16 protein-coding genes are annotated in these 17,622 nt (G+C 49.1%); 3 read left to right on the forward strand and 13 right to left on the reverse strand.

The window, feature by feature from the left end:
- Window positions 1–6: 6 nt before the first annotated feature.
- From ribF to rpsT, 3 genes are all read right to left on the reverse strand, one after another.
- Window positions 7–1,044, reverse strand: a complete 1,038-nt coding sequence (gene ribF / locus LG300_RS13825; RefSeq protein ID WP_404375895.1) for a bifunctional riboflavin kinase/FAD synthetase — start codon at window positions 1,042–1,044, stop codon at window positions 7–9.
- 156 nt (window positions 1,045–1,200) lie between these two features.
- On the reverse strand, window positions 1,201–2,778 hold the full coding sequence (murJ, locus tag LG300_RS13830; RefSeq protein WP_404375896.1) for a murein biosynthesis integral membrane protein MurJ: 1,578 nt from the start codon (window positions 2,776–2,778) through the stop codon (window positions 1,201–1,203).
- 104 nt (window positions 2,779–2,882) lie between these two features.
- Window positions 2,883–3,149 (reverse strand): 30S ribosomal protein S20, encoded by a 267-nt coding sequence (rpsT, locus tag LG300_RS13835; RefSeq protein WP_083024671.1) that lies wholly within the window; start codon window positions 3,147–3,149, stop codon window positions 2,883–2,885.
- Between the two features lie 562 nt (window positions 3,150–3,711).
- Between rpsT and LG300_RS13840 the strand changes: the two genes are divergently transcribed.
- The 3 genes from LG300_RS13840 (at window position 3,712) to LG300_RS13850 (ending at window position 6,557) form a co-directional block, all read left to right on the forward strand.
- Window positions 3,712–5,280, forward strand: a complete 1,569-nt coding sequence (locus LG300_RS13840; RefSeq protein ID WP_404375898.1) for an ATP-binding protein — start codon at window positions 3,712–3,714, stop codon at window positions 5,278–5,280.
- Window positions 5,281–5,409: 129 nt separating this feature from the next.
- The gene (locus tag LG300_RS13845) at window positions 5,410–6,279 is read left to right on the forward strand and encodes an Rpn family recombination-promoting nuclease/putative transposase (RefSeq protein WP_404375899.1); all 870 of its coding nucleotides are present in this window, start codon (window positions 5,410–5,412) and stop codon (window positions 6,277–6,279) included.
- Window positions 6,280–6,332: 53 nt separating this feature from the next.
- On the forward strand, window positions 6,333–6,557 hold the full coding sequence (locus LG300_RS13850; RefSeq protein WP_404375900.1) for a hypothetical protein: 225 nt from the start codon (window positions 6,333–6,335) through the stop codon (window positions 6,555–6,557).
- A 22-nt stretch (window positions 6,558–6,579) separates the two neighbouring features.
- Here LG300_RS13850 and LG300_RS13855 read toward each other — a convergent pair whose 3' ends face one another.
- The 10 genes from LG300_RS13855 to LG300_RS13900 form a co-directional block, all read right to left on the reverse strand.
- Window positions 6,580–6,792: a hypothetical protein gene (locus tag LG300_RS13855; RefSeq protein WP_404378042.1), complete on the reverse strand. Its 213-nt coding sequence runs from the start codon at window positions 6,790–6,792 to the stop codon at window positions 6,580–6,582.
- A 6-nt stretch (window positions 6,793–6,798) separates the two neighbouring features.
- The gene (locus tag LG300_RS13860; protein ID WP_404375901.1) at window positions 6,799–7,155 is read right to left on the reverse strand and encodes a hypothetical protein; all 357 of its coding nucleotides are present in this window, start codon (window positions 7,153–7,155) and stop codon (window positions 6,799–6,801) included.
- A 309-nt stretch (window positions 7,156–7,464) separates the two neighbouring features.
- On the reverse strand, window positions 7,465–8,259 hold the full coding sequence (locus tag LG300_RS13865) for a cephalosporin hydroxylase family protein (protein ID WP_404375902.1): 795 nt from the start codon (window positions 8,257–8,259) through the stop codon (window positions 7,465–7,467).
- 125 nt (window positions 8,260–8,384) lie between these two features.
- On the reverse strand, window positions 8,385–9,032 hold the full coding sequence (locus tag LG300_RS13870) for a hypothetical protein (RefSeq protein ID WP_404375903.1): 648 nt from the start codon (window positions 9,030–9,032) through the stop codon (window positions 8,385–8,387).
- 8 nt (window positions 9,033–9,040) lie between these two features.
- Window positions 9,041–10,183, reverse strand: coding sequence for a DegT/DnrJ/EryC1/StrS family aminotransferase (locus LG300_RS13875; protein WP_404375904.1), 1,143 nt, complete (start codon window positions 10,181–10,183; stop codon window positions 9,041–9,043).
- Entirely contained in the window at window positions 10,184–11,413 is a 1,230-nt protein-coding gene (locus LG300_RS13880; protein WP_404375905.1) for a methyltransferase domain-containing protein, read from the reverse strand. It abuts the gene before it with no gap.
- Window positions 11,410–11,970, reverse strand: a complete 561-nt coding sequence (locus tag LG300_RS13885) for a dTDP-4-dehydrorhamnose 3,5-epimerase family protein (protein WP_404375906.1) — start codon at window positions 11,968–11,970, stop codon at window positions 11,410–11,412. The genes LG300_RS13880 and LG300_RS13885 overlap by 4 nt, the downstream gene beginning before the upstream one ends.
- Window positions 11,970–13,046 carry a CDP-glucose 4,6-dehydratase gene (gene rfbG, locus LG300_RS13890; protein ID WP_404375907.1) on the reverse strand — a complete coding sequence of 359 codons (1,077 nt, stop codon included), beginning with the start codon at window positions 13,044–13,046 and terminating at the stop codon, window positions 11,970–11,972. Before rfbG ends, LG300_RS13885 begins: the two co-directional genes overlap by 1 nt.
- A complete protein-coding gene (gene rfbF, locus LG300_RS13895; protein ID WP_404375908.1) occupies window positions 13,043–13,816 on the reverse strand; it encodes a glucose-1-phosphate cytidylyltransferase in 774 nt (257 codons plus the stop codon). Before rfbF ends, rfbG begins: the two co-directional genes overlap by 4 nt.
- A gap of 12 nt (window positions 13,817–13,828) precedes the next feature.
- Window positions 13,829–17,485 carry a glycosyltransferase gene (locus LG300_RS13900; protein ID WP_404375909.1) on the reverse strand — a complete coding sequence of 1,219 codons (3,657 nt, stop codon included), beginning with the start codon at window positions 17,483–17,485 and terminating at the stop codon, window positions 13,829–13,831.
- Window positions 17,486–17,622: the final 137 nt, after the last annotated feature.

Raw genomic sequence — 17,622 nt, forward strand, 5'->3', positions numbered from 1 at the left:
GTCCGGTCAGCCGTCGTTAGTATCGGCGGCGTCATCCGCCGAAGTGAAATCAGAAGAAGCGGTCTCACGCCCAAGCGGGGCCGAGGCCAGCGGAAGAGAGGTCGTTAAATCAGCCTCGGCGGCCGCAAAGTAGCGGCGCGCCCTGGCTTGGTCATGGTTAATTTGCGCTTTCAGCGCGTCAAAATCGTCAAACTTCACTTCCCCGCGCAGCCGTGCACAGGGGTAAACCGTTAGTCGCTGGCCGTAAATATCACCGGAGAAACCCAGCAGGTGGACCTCCAGCGTGGGGCGGGTGGCCCCCACCGTGGGCCGAAAGCCAACATTCGCCACGGCAGGGTAGCGCTCGCCATTGGCCAGCTCGGCCACCACGGCAAACACGCCCCGCAGAGTAAGCGGCTGGGGCAGCAGCGGCAGGTTCGCGGTCGGCACGCCAATGGTGCGACCCAACTGCTGGTCGCGCACCACGCGGCCATGCAGCGAATAGGGCCTGCCCAGCAGGCGGGCAGCCACATCAAAGTTGCCGCTGGCCAGCAGCGTGCGTACCCGAGTGCTCGACACCCGCTCGTCATCAACCTTAAAGGTGCGGGTATGCTCCACGCCGAAGCCGTGGGTGCGCCCCACCGCTTCCAGCAGGCTGAAATCGCCCTGCCGGTCACAGCCAAAGCGGAAGTCATCGCCCACCACCAAATGCTTCACGCCCAGCCCGTCAATCAGCACCTGATCGATAAACTCGCGCCCGGTTAAGCTGCGTAGCGCATCGTTAAACGGCAGGCAGAGCACCTGCTCAGCACCGTGGTCGCGCAGCAGGCGCACTTTTTCCCGCAGGCGCGTTAAGCGCGGTGGCGCTTGGTCACCGGCAAAAAACTCCCTGGGCTGTGGCTCAAACACCACCACGGTCAGCGGTACGTTCAGGCGCGCAGCGTGCTCGCGGCACTGCTGTAGAATCGCCTGATGGCCACGATGCACCCCATCGAAATTACCGATGGTCGCCACGCAGCCACGATGGGACGCTGTCAGATTGTGCAGACCTCGAATGACGTGCATGGCACCTCTTTTTTAAAAGCTTGTTTTAAAAGCGTTTTCCGTTTTAAGGTCGCTAGCCGTGTTCAAAGCGTTCGATTATAACGAACGCGCTGGCCTGGTGCAGGAGAAGATCATCGGCGCTAAGCACCAGCCCCCTTCTCTCGCCAGCCCGCTTCCCTAGCCGTTCATTTTAAAGTGGCGAAGGCGCAGGCCAAGCGCCGCTAGCCACATAAAGTAAAGCCCCCCGCCAAGCACTACCAGCGCGGCCACCCAGCGGATGCGCTGCCATAGCTCGAAATCAAGCCATGCCTGCCAGTCAGGCGAGACAAGCATCAGCGCGATACTCATCAACACGCTGCCACCCACCAACTGCACGGCAAACCGCCCCCAGCCGGGCTGGAATACCAGCACCTGCTGGCGATACAGCAGGTAGCCCAGCAGCCCCGCGTTGAGGAACGCCGAGAGCGCCGTGGCCAGCGCCAAGCCTGCGTGGGCCAGCGGCCAAATCAGCAGCAGGTTGAACACCATGTTAGCCACCATGGCGATAATGCCGACTTTCACCGGCGTTTTGGTGTCTTGGCGGGCGAAGAAGCCCGGTGCCAGCACCTTGATCAGCATAAAGGCCACCAGCCCGAAGGCATAGGCGCGCAGGCTCATGGCCGCCATCTGAATATCGTTATCGGTCATCGCCCCGTAGTGGAACAGGGTAATCAAAAACGGCTCGGCCAGTACCGCCAGCGCCAGGGCAGCGGGCACGCCCAACAGCAGCACCACGCGGATCGCCCAATCCAGCATGGCGGAAAAATGCTCGGTGGACTGCTCCGCATGGCGCTTGGAGAGCGCAGGCAGAATAATGGTGCCAATCGCCACGCCAAACACGCCAAGCGGCAGCTCTACCAAACGGTCGGAGTAGTAGAGCCATGAAACGCTGCCCGCCGCCAACAGCGATGCCAGCACCGTATCCAACAGCAGGTTGATCTGCGATACCGAGACCCCAAACAGCGCCGGAGCCATCAGCTTTAAAATACGCTTCACCCCCTCGTGGGCGAAGTTGGGCCACGGCGTGGGCAAAAGCCCCAAACGCAGCAAAAACGGCACCTGAAAAGCAAGCTGGGCCGCCCCGGCAATCAGCACGCCCCAGGCCAGCGCCATGGCGGGCTCTTCCATCAGCGGCATTAACAGCAGCGCCGCGCCGATCAGCGAAAGGTTCAGCAGTACCGGGGTAAAGGCAGGCACCGCGAAGCGGTTCCAGGTATTCAGCACGCTACCGGAGAAGGCGGTGAGCGAAATCAGCAGCAGGTAGGGAAAAGTGAGCCGCAGCATATCAGCGGTTAAGGCCAGCTTTTCAGGGTCGCGGCCAAAGCCAGGGGCAAACAGCCACACCAACCAGGGCGCGCCCAACATGGCCAACGCGGTGATCAGCGCCAGCAGCGCGGTCAGGCTGCCCGCCACCGCGTTCAGCAGCTCGCGGATTTCCTGCTTGGTGCGCTGGGTGGAGTACTCCGAGAGCACCGGCACAAACGCCTGGTTAAACGCCCCTTCGGCAAACAGGCGGCGCAGGAAATTGGGGATCTTAAACGCCACAAAAAAGGCGTCCGAGCCGTTACCCGCGCCTAAAAACGTCGCGACGACCACATCCCGCACCAACCCCATCACGCGGGAGAGCATGGTCATCGCGCTGACCACCAACCCCGAGCGCATCAACCCGCGGCGCGGCGGCGGCATATTGGCATGCTGTGGCGTATCGGCGCTCATCACTTATTCCCTACAGGCTAAATAGAGACTCACACATCGCCCAGGGCGACGTTTAGGCACAAAAAAACCGGCCGCAGCCGGTTTTTTTTATGGCGCCTGCCGGCTTACGCCGCCAGAGCCTTAATGCGCTTGTTCAAGCGGCTTTTCAGACGTGCAGCTTTCTTCTTAGAAAGAACGTCTTTATCAGCAATACGGTCAACGACCGGCTGCATTGCCTTGAACTCTTCCATCGCTTTGCCGTGGTCGCCGGTGTTGATCGCTTTGATCACACGCTTGATGTAGGTGCGGACCATGCTGCGCTGGCTGGCTTTCAGGACGCGACGAGTCTCGGCCTGGCGGGCGCGCTTGCGTGCTTGCTTGCTGTTCGCCACAGGTATCTCCTTGGAGAATAAAGGTTGCCAATAAACGGCAACGGATTAACTATGTGTTTGTCGGCCGGCATGTGCCGAGTCACGACATTTCCGTAGTGATCTTTCCACAACAACCAGTTGATTTGGCAGCGTTTTCAACGCTTCCAAATAGTGTAACGAGCAGTCTTATTGCTGCCCGCCTACGGGTCTTGTCTGAGAGGATGGCGTAGTCTATCACGCGTAAAGCGGGCTTGCTAGCCGTTGTCAATGCTTTTCGGACGGAGGCCGCTAGCGCTACTTGTTCATACTCCTCGGTTCACTTAATGGCCTTGCTGAAGGCGTTGCACCCGCTCATACAGCTGCTTGGCGTTTTCAACCGCTGTGGCTTCATACGAATCTAGAGTGATAATGCGCTGTCACCCTACCAGCACAGCCAACGTCCCCAGCAGCTAATTAGCCCCATGAAACAACCGCCTATTACCTAGCTATTCGCACCATGCAAGCCCGCTAAGCACGAACTAACCCGCACTTCCGCATGCTAGACTACCCATAGTTTGCACAGCGCCACCCTTGGAGGCCAAGCATGTCAGCTACTCATCGTCGTAAACTGCCCATCGGTATTCAAACTTTTTCAGACATCCGCGAAGGCGGCTACTACTATGTCGATAAAACACCGTTCATTGAGAAGCTGGCCAACCAAAATAAATATTACTTCCTTTCTCGCCCGCGCCGGTTTGGCAAAAGCCTATTGCTGGATACGTTAGGCTGCCTGTTTGAAGGCCGCAAGGCACTGTTTGAAGGCCTATATATTTACGATAAGTGGGACTGGCAGCAGCGTTACCCCGTGGTACGCTTGAGCTTTGGCAGCGGGGTGATGCAAACACGTCAGGAATTGGACGTACGTATCCGCGACCAGTTGCGCACCGAACGTGAGCGGCTTGAACTAACGCTAACCTATGATACCGATATTGCCGGTGAGTTAGCGCACCTACTTCGTCAAGCTCACACGCACGCCGGTCAACGCGTTGTCGTGCTGATTGACGAATACGACAAACCGATTTTGGATAACCTGCTTAACCCTGCATTAGCCCGCGAACTGCGTGAAGGGCTTAAAAATCTCTACAGCGTGCTGAAGGATGCCGACCCCCATTTGCACTTCGTGCTGCTCACTGGGGTCTCCAAGTTCAGCAAAGTCAGCCTGTTTTCAGGATTAAACAACCTCAACGACATTACGCTAGACGCTCCTTACGCGACCATTTGCGGCTATACCGACCACGATATTGATACCGTATTTGCCCCCGAGCTTTCCGGCCTTGACCGCGACGAGATCCGCCGATGGTACAACGGCTACCGCTGGGGTGGGCAAGAAGTCTCCAGCGTTTACAACCCTTTTGACGTATTGCTGTTACTACAAAAACGCATTTTCAGCCCCTACTGGTTTGAGAGCGCCACGCCCACATTCTTAGTAGACTTGCTCAAACAGCGCGGCGTTTTTACGCCGCAACTCGGCAACTTACACGCCAAAGCGCAACTTCTTGGCCGTTTTGATGTGGATGATATCGCTACCGAAGCACTGCTCTTCCAGACAGGCTATATAACGATTAAAGATGTACAAGAGCCCATGATTGGCTATCGGCTATACTCGCTAGGACTGCCTAATCGCGAAGTAGAAACCAGTTTAAACGAGTTCTTACTGCCCGTGCTGGGCATACGAGACAGCAACGCCCAAGCCTATCAAATGGCGCTGTTTAGCGTACTGCTTCAGCATGACTTAACAGGCTTGGAAACCCACCTCAAAGCACTGTATGCCGGTTTACCCCACGACTGGTACCGAAACAATCCTATTGCCCAGTACGAAGGCCACTATGCCAGCGTCTTTTACAGCCATTTCGCTGCGCTAGGTGTAAAGGTGACGGTGGAAGATGCTAGCCACCACGGCAAAGTCGATATGAGCGTCGACTTTAACGGCCATATCTACCTGTTTGAATTCAAAGTGGTTGAACAGCTACCCGAAGGCAAAGCGCTAGAACAGATCAAAGCCAAAGGCTATGCCGACAAACACCGCGCCAGCGGCAAGCCGATCCATTTGGTGGGCGTTGAGTTTTCAAGCGTTAAGCGGCAGATAGTCGCGTTTGACGTGGAGACGCTTTAAGTTAGGTGTAGCCAGCGATGAAATAGTGGTAAAACATGCGTATTGAGACAGGAGTAGGCATGGCCAACAACCAGCACGGACACCGGCTACAAGGAGCTATTCAGCTACCCTGAGTTCGTTCAGCAGTTAATGGAAGGGTTTGCACCTCCAGAAATCGCCCAACTGATGAATTTCTCTACGCTCAAAAATCACAGCGGCAATTACATCACGCCCCTGTTCGAGGAGAAATTCGAAGACGTGGTGTGGTCGGTGGAGATCACCTGGGAAGGCCTCACACAAGAGGTTTATCTCTACATCCTGCTAGAGTTTCAGTCGACTGTTGATCGCACTATGCCGATCCGACTGATGCACTACGTCGCCTGCTTTTACGACCACCTGCTCAAAAATGGCACCACCACCCCGAGCAAAGGGCTACCACCCATTCTGCCTATCGTGCTGTACAACGGCTCTGAGCGCTGGACGGCACGCCAGGATATCTACGACATGGTGTACCCGGAACCACCAGCTTTCCTTCAAGTCTATCAACCACACCTACGGTATTACCTTGTGGATGAAGGGCGCTATACTGATGAAGAGCTGGGGTTACGCCCAACACCGCTGAGCGGCGTGTTCAGTATTGAAAAGGCGTCTGCTGACAGGAAAGGGCTGCAGCAAGCCGTTGATCGCATTGTTGCCATCATACAAGTCTCCCCTGATAAAGAGCGAATAGACAACATTATCACCCGTTGGCTCAAACGATATCTTCAACGGTTGGGAGCCAAGGCAAACCTAGACCAGCTCACAAGCTTAATGGAGGACAAAGACATGTTGGCAGAGAATCTTGAAAACTGGGCGCAGCAAGAGCACCAAGCGGGCATTGAAAAGGGCACAAAGCTAGGTATTGAAAAAACTGCTCGCAACTTACTGAAGCTTGGAGTGCTTAGTAACGAGCAGATTGCCGAGGTAACAGGGTTAGCAATAGAAGACATTTCCAAGTTGCAAGCAGAGACACAACACTAACGGGCTGTTAACAAACCTAGTTCAGTTCCCAAGCTTGGGAGGAAAAAGACATATTGGCTGAAAACATTAAAAACTGGGCGCAGCAAGAGCGCCAAGCGGGTCGTCAAGAAGGCCGTCAAGAAGGCCTGCAAGAGGCGGAGCACCGTGCGCTAGAAAGTAAACGCAATGCCGCCCGCAAACTCATCGCACTTACCGAAATGAGCGACCAGCTTATCGCAGATATTGAAGAATTGCCTGTGGAAGAGATTGAGAAGCTACGCGCCGAAATCAAGCATTAAATACATTCCTTCAGGCCGAGCGTCACTTGGCTGAATATTGAACGTTCGATAGCATCCCCATCGTATGCTCGCGCTGCTGCTTGATAGCGCTGTCTAAAATATCCAACAGCGCCTGGTAATCTTCCGGCATGGCGATATCCAGCCCGTGTTGCTCTACCCGCGCTATCGTTGCCTGGGTTTCACGAATCAGCGTTTCTAACGCGAGCGCTACTTGTTCATGCTCCTCGGGCTGCATACTCACTTAATGGCCTTGCTGCAGGCGTTGCACCCGCGCATACAGCTGCTTGGCGTTTTCAACCGCTGTGGCTTCATACTCATCCAGGGTGAGCAGCATATCTTTACGCGGGTCGTTCATCGCTGCTTCCAGCTCGTTACGGTAGCGTTTTAACAAATGCTCCAGGTTCATACGGATCATGGTGAGCTCCAGCTGGAACTCTGCCTTCAGCTTGGCATAGCGCTCTTTTTGCTCAGGCGCTGTGCCGCTGGCTTCCACAACGGCGCTGATCGTCAGCTTGATCTGCTTTTCAACGGCGTTGAGCTTGGGGACAAGGTCGTTGACGACCTCACGGGCTGAGATGGTGGTGCTGGTTTGAGTCACATTCATTCCTGGCTTTGCTGAATTTTCTATTTTTTTATCGCTTTTGGCATAATAATCGCAAGAACGGCTATCATCCCACCAATACCCTCACACCACAAAATGAGGTTTGAGTCTTTCTGCGGGGTTGAAGTAGTTCAGTGGCTTACCCTCCAGACAGAGTCTCTACCCGTCCTTCTGGGCAGCGAACTACAGCATGTAAGCATGCACCGCTCTCGTATCCCATAGGCAGTTAGGGCATGCTGCCCATGGGAGCTTTTATGGTCGTCCAGCTTATCCAACCAAACAGCTTCACGACAGGAAAAACTTAAATCAAAATATTCGCTTCAGATACCCATCTGGCGCGACAGTAATCATAAGTTTATTATGGATATCCTTATCTATTTTAAATCCGTCATGTTTTTCAAGGTATTCCCAGACAGCCGTTTTTGGATTATTACCTGGCCCCCAGGGGCGGTCAGGAAACATATCAGCAGGCATATCTTCTACGATGGTGTCAAAGACTACACAATAGCTTCCAACACTCGTCAGCGGCGCATAAGCTTCCAGCTCGGCCAGTACGTGGTCATGGGTATGGTTGGAATCTAGGCACACCAGCACGCGCTCGTAGCCCTTAGCTATTTGTTGAACTTGCTCAATCACGTCAGGCGAAATGCTGGAGCCCTGAATCATTTCGATGCGTGAGGACATTGGGTGGGCTTCAATAGCCGCCCTGTTATGTGCGCGTATGTCGATATCAATACCCAGCACTTTTCGCTTAGACTGCTTGGGGTCAATCGTTGCGCCTGTCTCAATGGCTTCACACATATCTAGCAGCGCTAACATAGACGCACTTAACATCAGCGAACCACCGTGGGCGATACCTGTTTCAATGATCAAATCCGGCTTTACTTGCCAGGCCAGTTCCAGCATAGCTACCATGTCAACTGGAGTTTGAATAATAGGCCTTCCCATCCACTGAAAGTTGTACATGTATCTTTTATCAAAAGCCCTCACTAGCCATTGATTTGATTGGCGATTCCACTCAGTTTCAGAAGGGTAACTACTTACTGAATCATGGCTTTCCCGCAAAAATTGTGAAAACGAATTATCATCACTGCTTTTCATGAACATCTCCATAAACTAAAAATAAATTGCGCTCCGCCTACAACGCTAAATAGCTTATCATAAAAAACAATCAACACTTACACTATTCCAGTTAAATTAAAACAAATAAGCATTAACATTTCAACTTAGCGACAATATTTCATATAAAGAAGTGAATCAGAAGAAATCTTTGAATAGCCCTTTAAAGGGGCCTCGCTAAGCTCCTCGACATTACCAAAGGATCCATGCACTACATACAATGGAGCTTCAAATTCTACCAAAAACCCACATTGGCCATAAAACTTAACAGCTGAATTACTTGATCGAACTCTAACCCAAACCTCCCTTACACCTATATCGTTTGTCACCCACTCAACTAGTCTAAGGAATGCCGCACGCATCAAGCCAGGACGAACATTATCGCTGAAACGAACAATCGCGTCCCCCTCGATGCGAGCACCCTCAGCATCTCCATAGGCAAGTCCCATATAGCCATAAAGCTTTCCTGTTCTAATCTCCTTTAGCGCAAATAAAATTCTTGTACTGTCCTTAGCAACAGGACCTAAAATCCAATCGAGCGTTCGTTCATGAGTGGCTTTAAAATACGTTAAAAACGAATCACGATTTATATTTCGAGATTTCGTCAACATGTCGACAATGCTTTCATCGACACAATCAGACTTGCAAGTAATGGGATACAATGCGAAGCCTGTTTCAGCCACAAGCAATACCAAAGAGGATAAGTCTATATCACCAACCCCTTTAAGAGCTTGAAAGATATCTTGATAATTCATACTCACCCTTAGAAAGTTGCAATCGACTGAATGACACGAAACTGATCTTCATCACTCATATAACTATGCAGAGGAAGTGATAAAATTTGATCGACAATCTTTTCAGTCACAAACAGACTTCCCCTGCGACAATCCTTAAAATAAGTAAAATTATGGCCTGCCTGCCAGTGAATACCAGTATCTACTCCCTGCAGTTTCATATGCTCACGGAGCTTATCGCGCCTTCCATCAAGAACTCTTATATAATAAAGAAAAGGATTTACCTCGTCAAAGTCACCTTTAGGAGCTTCTAACCACGTAATTGAAGATAGCTCTTCATAATATTTTTTACATGATGCTTGCCGAGAACTACGGATTTTATCAAGCTTTGATATTTGGGAAAGTCCTATTGCAGCATGCAGGTTAGCCATATGGTATCTGAAACCCAGCTCTTCAATATCATAGGTCCATGCTCTTGAATTATTATACATTTGCTCAACCGGCTGTGTCATACCAATCAGACGCATTGCTTGTAGGCGCTTTATATTTTCCATACCTTTAACAACAATAGCGCCACCATCAATACATGTAATTGCTTTAACCGGATCAAAGCTAAACATAGTATATTCATGCTGATTGCCAATTGGTCGCCCATTATAATACGAACCAAAAGAGTGTGCAGCATCGTGGAGAACTGGTATATTGTATTTTTTTGATATTGCCTGCAATGCATTATGATCACAAAGAAAAATATCATAATCCATACAGACAATGCATTTAGTTTTATTTGTTATCAACTCTTCAACTTTATCAACATCTATACAGAGCGTATCTTCTTTTATATCAACAAAAACTGGCTCTGCTCCACAAGCTCGAATTGCTTGAAAATCTGCAGCATTATTAAATGACGGTGTAATGACTTCATCACCGGAACTCACACCGATCATCAACAATGCAAGATGAAGCGCCGCATGTCCTGTACTGACAGCTACAATATGGCGATTTTCTTCAAGGGAAAAATCACAGACTCTGGTTAGTGCAGTTTCGAAATCTTTTACATAACTTCCCATGCCAAGCCATCCTAACTCAAGCGACTCAACTGCAGCAGATATTTCGCTCTTTTCAATTAGCGGCTTAAAAACTGGCACCTGTGGCCCTTGTTTCTTTTTCATTTATCTTCCTAAAAAACGAAGTTCCGGAACGGCAATGAAAAATTCCGTTCCTCTCTCTTGGATTGCACTATTTTGTTGGCGCACTTCCCCTGAAATATTCCAAGGCAAGATCAGCAAATAATCTATTTGGCTATCCAAAACTTTCTCTGGCGCCAAAATAGGAATATGACTACCTGGCATAAACTTACCTTGCTTGGATACCGCAACGTCAAACACTAAAGGAAGTAAATCTGGCTTCACACCAGCATAATTGAGCAAGGTATTTCCTTTAGCAGCTGCGCCATAAGCAGCAACTTTTTTCCCTTCACGCTTTTGTTTGATGAGAAAATATAGCAGGTCATCCTTGATTTTGTTTGCGCGAGACTGAAAGTCAAGGTAGGTATCCAATTGTTGCAAGCCACGGCTGGACTCCAATTGCAGCATTGCCGCAACTGATTGATGATCTGCCCTATCATCCTCATCATGACAACCGTATATACGTAAACTTCCTCCATGAGTATCCAATTCTTCAACTTTCCAAATACGTAGGCCTGCAGCCTTAAAAATACGATTTACAGTTGAAAGCGACAAATAAGAGTAGTGCTCATGGTAGATAGTGTCGAACTGGCAATGCTCAAGCAAGCGCATTAGATGGGGAAACTCTAGAGTGATAGTGCCGCTTGGCTTAAGTACTGACTTGAGTCCACGCGTGAAATCGTTAATATCCGGCACATGAGCATAAACATTGTTACCGATAATTAAATCAGCCTGCCTGCCCTCACGAGCCAGTTGTTTACCCAGCGCTTCACCAAAGAACTCCCGTAAAACAGGAATGCCTTTCTCTTCCGCCGCCGTAGCAGTGCTGTCGGTTGGCTCAATGCCAAAGCATGGTATCCGCATGGCAACAAAGTTTTTAAGCAAATAACCATCATTAGACGCCACTTCGATAACTAGGCTGTCAGCATTAAGGTTCAGTTCATTAGATATCTGTGCAGCATATTGTTCAGCGTGTGCCAACCAGCCGCTAGAGGTACTGGAGAAGTAGGCATAATCAGGATTAAAGAGTTCGTTCGCCTGGGCGTGATCCTCAGTCTGTACTAGCCAACAATGATCACAAACCTTAACTCTTAGCGGGAAATATTTTTCGGGTTTAGCAAGATCAGCCACCGTAAGATAGGCATTGGAGGGTGGAGCAAAACCTAGGTCAAGAAACGTGTGACTTAAAGATGCTGCACAATGTCGACAGTTCAAAGTACAACTCCTTCAAAATTATTATCAATCAGCTTATGGGAAGCGTCTCGATCCGACAATTTTTTAATAGGAAGTGGCCAATTAATCGCTAGACGAGGGTCTTGTGGATGCAACCCTCCTTCCATAGCAGGCATGTAACTTTGAGAATGACAATAGAGCATCTCAACGCCATCACTCAAGGCTTGAAATCCATGTGCAAACCCTTCTGGTATCATCAAGGATCTCTGGTTATTTGCACTCAATTCTTCCGCATGCCAATGGAGAAAAGTAGAGGAACCGGGACGTAAATCGACAGCCAAATCCCACACCGAACCTTTCAAGCAAGTCACTAATTTCATTTCAGTATAAGGTGCGTATTGAAAATGTAGGCCACGCACAGTGCCACAGTGACGTGTAAAGGTATGATTGATTTGCGCAATAGGAGTATGCCAACCAGCTTGCTTTAAAAAATCAGCGCAAAAAAGTCGCTGAAGGAAGCCCCGATGATCTCCAATCTGATTCCTTTGCACAAGCATCAGCCCGTTTAATGGGGTGTGGCTCACGGTCAATAGGCCCATTATGATTTCATACCTTCGATATGTGACTCATAGGCAGTGATATTTTCTAAACACAGCGCTTGAGCTGATTCACCTGCAAGCTGGCGACGGTACCAGTTCATCGTACAGGCTATAGATTGCCCCAAGTTCCAACGCGGCTCAACACCTAGTGCAGTACGTGCCTTTGCTGTCTCTAGAGCCAACCAATTCGCTTCATGCGGCCCTCCACAACCATCATCCCACTTAATCTCACCGACCCCAAACGATTTGCAAGCCTGTGTAATAACATCTTCTACGGTAGCTGCATCATGAGGGCGAGGACCGAAGTTATAAGCCCCTGCTTTTCTGGGCTCCTCATAGAGCTGCTCTGCCAGACGCAAATACCCAGAAAGCGGCTCTAGCACATGCTGCCAGGGGCGAACCGCTTCTGGCCGTCTAATATATAATGGGTGTCCGGCACTCCAGGCGCGCACGGCATCAGGCAATAAGCGATCTTCAGCCCAATCGCCACCGCCAATTACGTTACCGGCCCGAGCCGTCGCCACAGCAACCCCTTGCTCTGACAAAAAAGCATCCCGATAACTGGCAACGACCAGCTCAGCAGCAGCCTTACTAGCACTATAAGGATCATGCCCACCAAGATTATCAGTTTCGCGATAAGGATATGGCTGCTCGAGGTTGCGATACACTTTATCGGTGGTAATTGCCACAACTACACGCACATGCTCCATCTCTCGCAGGCTATCCAGCACATTGGCTGTACCTTGAATATTAGTAGCATAGGTAGCCAGCGGGTCTTTATAGCTAGCACGCACTAATGATTGTGCAGCCAAGTGAAATACTATTTCTGGTTTAGCTTCTTGTACAATGCGCGAGACGTTATGAGCATCACGGATATCACATTCGTAGCTCTTCAAGCTGTTATCTACATTGGCAAGCATATACAAGTTGGGGTTTGTATTAGGCGCTAAAGCAAGCCCTGTTACATTTGCTCCCAAGCGCTGCAACCACAAGACCAACCAACACCCCTTGAAACCTGTGTGGCCGGTCACTAGCACTCGTTTACCCTGCCAAAAAGACGATGATGCCTTATTCATGACCATAGTTTCCAAGGGGCTTTACCTGAATCCCAAAGATGCTCTAGATAATTTTTTTCACGCAGAGTATCCATGGGTTGCCAAAATCCAAGATGTTCAAAAGCTTCCAACTGTCCACTTCTAGCAATGCTTTCCAGTGGACGGCCTTCCCATGAACTTTGGTCTCCATCAATAAATTCCAGAACTTTCGGATTGAGTACAAAAAAACCACCGTTAATCCAAGCTCCATCACCTGGAGGCTTTTCCTGGAAACCACTTACCGAAGTTCCATCCCGAAGTAAGGCCCCGTAACGACCTGGAGGTTGTACTGCCGTTACAGTAGCGAGCTTCCCATGCTGCTGATGAAAAGCAAGTTGAGCACCAATATCTATATCGGCCACTCCATCACCATAGGTAAAGCAAAAAGATGCTTCATCGCGTACATAGTGAGCAACGCGCTTCAGACGACCACCGGTAAGCGTTTCCTCACCCGTATCAACTAAAGTAACCCGCCATGGCTCTGCATGTTTTTCATGCACCTGCATTGTATTATTTGACATGTCAAACGTTACATCTGACATATGCAAAAAATAATTAGCGAAATATTCTTTAATAATATAGCCTTTGTACCCACAACAAATAATGAAATCATTAACCCCGTAAAAAGAATACAACTTCATTATATGCCAAAGCATGGGCTTTCCTCCGACCTCAATCATCGGCTTTGGCTTTAAATGCGTTTCTTCAGATATTCTGGTACCAAGCCCACCGGCTAATATAACGCACTTCACAAACAACTCCTCTTAATCGAACCTAGCCCTGAGAGTATTGTCCACACTCTCAATAAGTTTTTTATGAATTAAGGAATTCAAATCTTTAGACAACTTCCTCAAATCATCTAAGTAATAATCAAAAAAATCTTTCCTTTCAAGCTTTACTGGTATTCCTGTAATTCTTTCATCTTGACTTTCCTTCCTTTCACCAAAAAAGCGTCTATAATAGAAAACATTTGACAAGTTCTTTAGCTTTCCATACCAAAGAAGATGACTTATCAAAACATGATCAGGCGACACGGTCCTTCTAAACTCAAAATCCTCAAGAGCCTCACGAAGAAAAATCGCGTGTACCACAGTGCAGTTTGAAAGCTCAGCAACAGATTTCAAATAGCGATTTTCCTTTTTATCATCAGAAAAATCATAAACTCCGCTCTCTAAAAAACCAATTTCTTTTGAGTTTTCAGCTACCGCAACTGGTTTACCCATCATCATAGATACGCCTGAATCCCTCCCCATACTTTTAATAGCCGTTGAAAGATAAGAGTCTGACAAAAAATCATGACCACCTAGCCACATAAAATATTTCGACTGACTATTCTTAAATGCAAACTCAAAGTTACCAGCAGCTCCTACATTACTTTGGTGTTGAAATATTTCAAATCGGTCATCCCCTATCACCTCTTCACAAATAATATTCAACGTATTATCTGTGGAGCAGTTATCTGAAATCAAAAACTTCACATCGCCAAAGTCTTGTTTTTTCAATGACTGAATGGTTTCACGGATATATTTTTCTTCATTATAAACCGGCACCCCTACACACAGGGTAAATTCACGCTGGTTACACTCAAGCAGACTAGGGTCATAAATCACTTCACGCTTCACAGCTGGCTTTTTCATTTTCTCAGCCAAGCCTTCCTCCACCAAGTACTCCTCCGCCTCCTCCTCACTCACCTGAGCCAACAATGCATACGCCATATCCTGAATGCCATAGACCGTGTGCAGCAGGAAGGCGAGCTTCATGGATTGCTCATGGCCCAATGCCGCCATGCGCTCATGGCTTGGCAAAAAGAGCGCGTTGGCACTTGCCAGTTCCGTTGCTTGGCGTTTTTCGGCGGGCACGCTTTCTGGTAAGTGACTGATGTGTTGCGGGGTATTGAGGCGGTAGAAGCGGAAACCATTCCGGCTTGCCCAGTGTTGCAGCTCTGCCAGGTTAGGCTGGCACTCGTGCGTTAGCTGGAAGGCAACGGTAATATCTAGCAGCAGAGCATTTTTCAGCGCTTGCGAACCATTTTCCAGAATTGTATTGGCATCGTGGTGAGCATCTAACACAAGCCAATCGAGTGCTGGCAGGCCTTCAATGCTGTCTAGGGCTAATGTTGCCACAGGCAGCTGGGTAAGCACTTTATTGGCGCGGCGCACCGCGTTGGGCAAACTTGCACTTTCTAGCGGTAATAACGTTGCGGTATTGGCTGGGTCAAGTGTGGCATAAAGCGTAGCGGTTTCACCATTACCGAGCAGCGCTCCCGAATAGTAATGTACCCCTTCGGCACTCTTCGCCGCATCGTTGCTAAGCTCGCCTGCTGGGTCGAACGTAATAAGCTCTAAACTCTTATGCTTCAGCATCTCCTGCACAGCAGGTTGCTTGACTAGGCTCGCCCCGTTATCTATGCCAATTAGCTTACCTTGCAACTTCCACGAAAAGCTGTGCTCCTGTTGGCTAACCTTGGCGTTACTAATACGTGGCGTTTCATCTATCTTAATATCCAGCACTTGCTTATCATCTTCAAACCATAGTTCGCCCTGTTTGTTGAATGATAATGCCTCTGGAGCCTTACCTTCACAGTAGCGCTGCCATATAGCGCGCATAGCACGCATAAAATGCTTAGCAAAACGTGGGCCGTCACACACTGGGGATTGAAGAAGCACATCGCGCAGGTGTTGGCGAATAGTACTCAGACTATCTAGGTCGCTTGCTAACTCTAACACGCGCTCTTGGTACTCCTCCCAGCTGTTGACCACTAGCTCTGGCATGCCAGCGTTGACTAGGTGTGTGGCGCTATGGCGCCCCGCAAAGGTGGGGCCAGGTAGGCTAACTACGGGCACACCCATCAAAAAGGCTTCGCAGGTGGTTAGACCACCGGAGTAGGGCCAGGTATCTAGGGCGATATCAACACGGTTGTAGGCAGCCAGAAACTTATGGTGCGGCGATGGGCCTTCCAGTATTAAGCGGTCACGCTCTATACCTACTTGCTCAAAGTGATTATAGATACGCTTACAGAACTCTTCGCTAGTATAGGGCTTACCTTTTAGCAGCAAACGGGAGTTTGGCAACTGCTGCATAATGTTTGCCCAGTGGCTAAATAACTCACCGTTGAGCTTGGTAGGGTTGTTAAAGCAGCCCAATGTAATATAGCCATTTTTTTTAGCAGGCAAAGAGGCAAGCGAAGGTACCAAAAAAGGCCGAGCATACACAATATAGTCATCCGGCATGCGGATTAATTTTTCGGTATAATGTGCATCCTCACCTTCTGGTGTTTCAATATGATCACTGATTAGGTAATCAATTGCCTCAACGCCAGTAGTATTAATTAATCCCCCCACCCATTTCACAATTAGCGGTGCTGGCTGCATAGAGATTGCTTGCGAACGAGTGCCTGCGTTGTGGCCAGCTAGGTCAAAAAGAATATCAATTTCGTCATTACGGACTTGCTGAGCAAACTCCTCATCACTGATATATTTTACATCCAACCAGCGGCTGGCCAGTTTACGAAAACGCTTAGTTAGCGGATCACTACTGAGGTTGGTTGTATAGAAATAGAACTCCGCTTCCTGTGGGCTAGTATTTTCTAGTGCTTCAATGACCATATTGCCCACTGGGTGCTGGCGAAAACCATCTGAAAGCAGGCCAATACGTAGCTGGCGGCTAGGTGTTAAATCCTTAGGCACAGGACGCGAAGGCGGACTTTTCACACCAAAGCGGCCTTGCCATTCACGACATATAGCAGCGATAGCGTCATGACGTTGAGCTGGATCGTAATGTATACCAGTAATAAGGTTGGCAAAGGGGATAGGGCTACTCCCGCACGTCATCGCCTTACGGAAACTACGCTCGGCCTCTTTTAGGTCTCCCAAATCGCGCTGAACAATGCCCAGTTCATTCCAATAATGGAGGTTGTTTGGGTCACGCTGGACTAATTTTTGGAATAACGCCTGGGCTTCATCATAACGACTCATGGCCCCCAACGTTTTCCCTTTAGTAAAAATTAAAACTTCATTATTTGGCTCATATTGCTCAGCTTTTTCTAGATAAGACAACGCTTTTGAAAAGCGACTGCTATCAAACTCTATACGGGCTAACTGTGTTAACGCTTTTACGTTATAGGGATCAATAGTTAGTGCTTGTTCAGCGCTTTCTTTCGCTAATGTCAACCGGTTTACAGCGTTATAAACCATAGACAGCCATGCATGAATCTCCGCGTCGCTATCGTTTAGCGAGCTTGCATGCTCTAACGCTCTCAGCGCTTCCTCATTTTGAGAGTTGCGTATGCAAGCTAAGCCTAGCTGCTTCCAAGACTCGGTTTCATTAGGATTTTTTTGTGTTAAACGTTTCGCTTGTGCAACCGAAAGTGGTTTACGTGACGATGCGATGGGCTTGCCTTTGCTGTGGAGTGATTTAGCCATTGCAGTCTCTATTAAATGTTAAAACCAATATAAAGCGTTAAAGCTAGCGTACCTTAAACAGTAGGCTTGGGATATGCATTGTTAACAAAAAAGCGTTAAAAAAACCGGCCCTAAAGGCCGGTTCGTTGTGTTACTGC

It is taken from the genome of Vreelandella aquamarina (assembly GCF_044805175.1).
GTDB lineage: Bacteria > Pseudomonadota > Gammaproteobacteria > Pseudomonadales > Halomonadaceae > Vreelandella > Vreelandella aquamarina_B.

Excerpts from the sequence above, each read along its gene's own strand:
- LG300_RS13870 (WP_404375903.1), bottom strand. The coding sequence starts at position 9,032 with ATGAATTATCAAGATATCTTTCAAGCTCTTAAAGGGGTTGGTGATATA.
- ribF (WP_404375895.1), bottom strand. The coding sequence starts at position 1,044 with ATGCACGTCATTCGAGGTCTGCACAATCTGACAGCGTCCCATCGTGGC.
- LG300_RS13865 (WP_404375902.1), bottom strand. The coding sequence starts at position 8,259 with ATGAAAAGCAGTGATGATAATTCGTTTTCACAATTTTTGCGGGAAAGC.
- LG300_RS13900 (WP_404375909.1), bottom strand. The coding sequence starts at position 17,485 with ATGGCTAAATCACTCCACAGCAAAGGCAAGCCCATCGCATCGTCACGT.
- LG300_RS13855 (WP_404378042.1), bottom strand. The coding sequence starts at position 6,792 with ATGCAGCCCGAGGAGCATGAACAAGTAGCGCTCGCGTTAGAAACGCTG.
- LG300_RS13875 (WP_404375904.1), bottom strand. The coding sequence starts at position 10,183 with ATGAAAAAGAAACAAGGGCCACAGGTGCCAGTTTTTAAGCCGCTAATT.
- LG300_RS13885 (WP_404375906.1), bottom strand. The coding sequence starts at position 11,970 with ATGGGCCTATTGACCGTGAGCCACACCCCATTAAACGGGCTGATGCTT.
- LG300_RS13840 (WP_404375898.1), top strand. The coding sequence starts at position 3,712 with ATGTCAGCTACTCATCGTCGTAAACTGCCCATCGGTATTCAAACTTTT.
- LG300_RS13845 (WP_404375899.1), top strand. The coding sequence starts at position 5,410 with ATGGAAGGGTTTGCACCTCCAGAAATCGCCCAACTGATGAATTTCTCT.
- murJ (WP_404375896.1), bottom strand. The coding sequence starts at position 2,778 with ATGAGCGCCGATACGCCACAGCATGCCAATATGCCGCCGCCGCGCCGC.
- rfbG (WP_404375907.1), bottom strand. The coding sequence starts at position 13,046 with ATGAATAAGGCATCATCGTCTTTTTGGCAGGGTAAACGAGTGCTAGTG.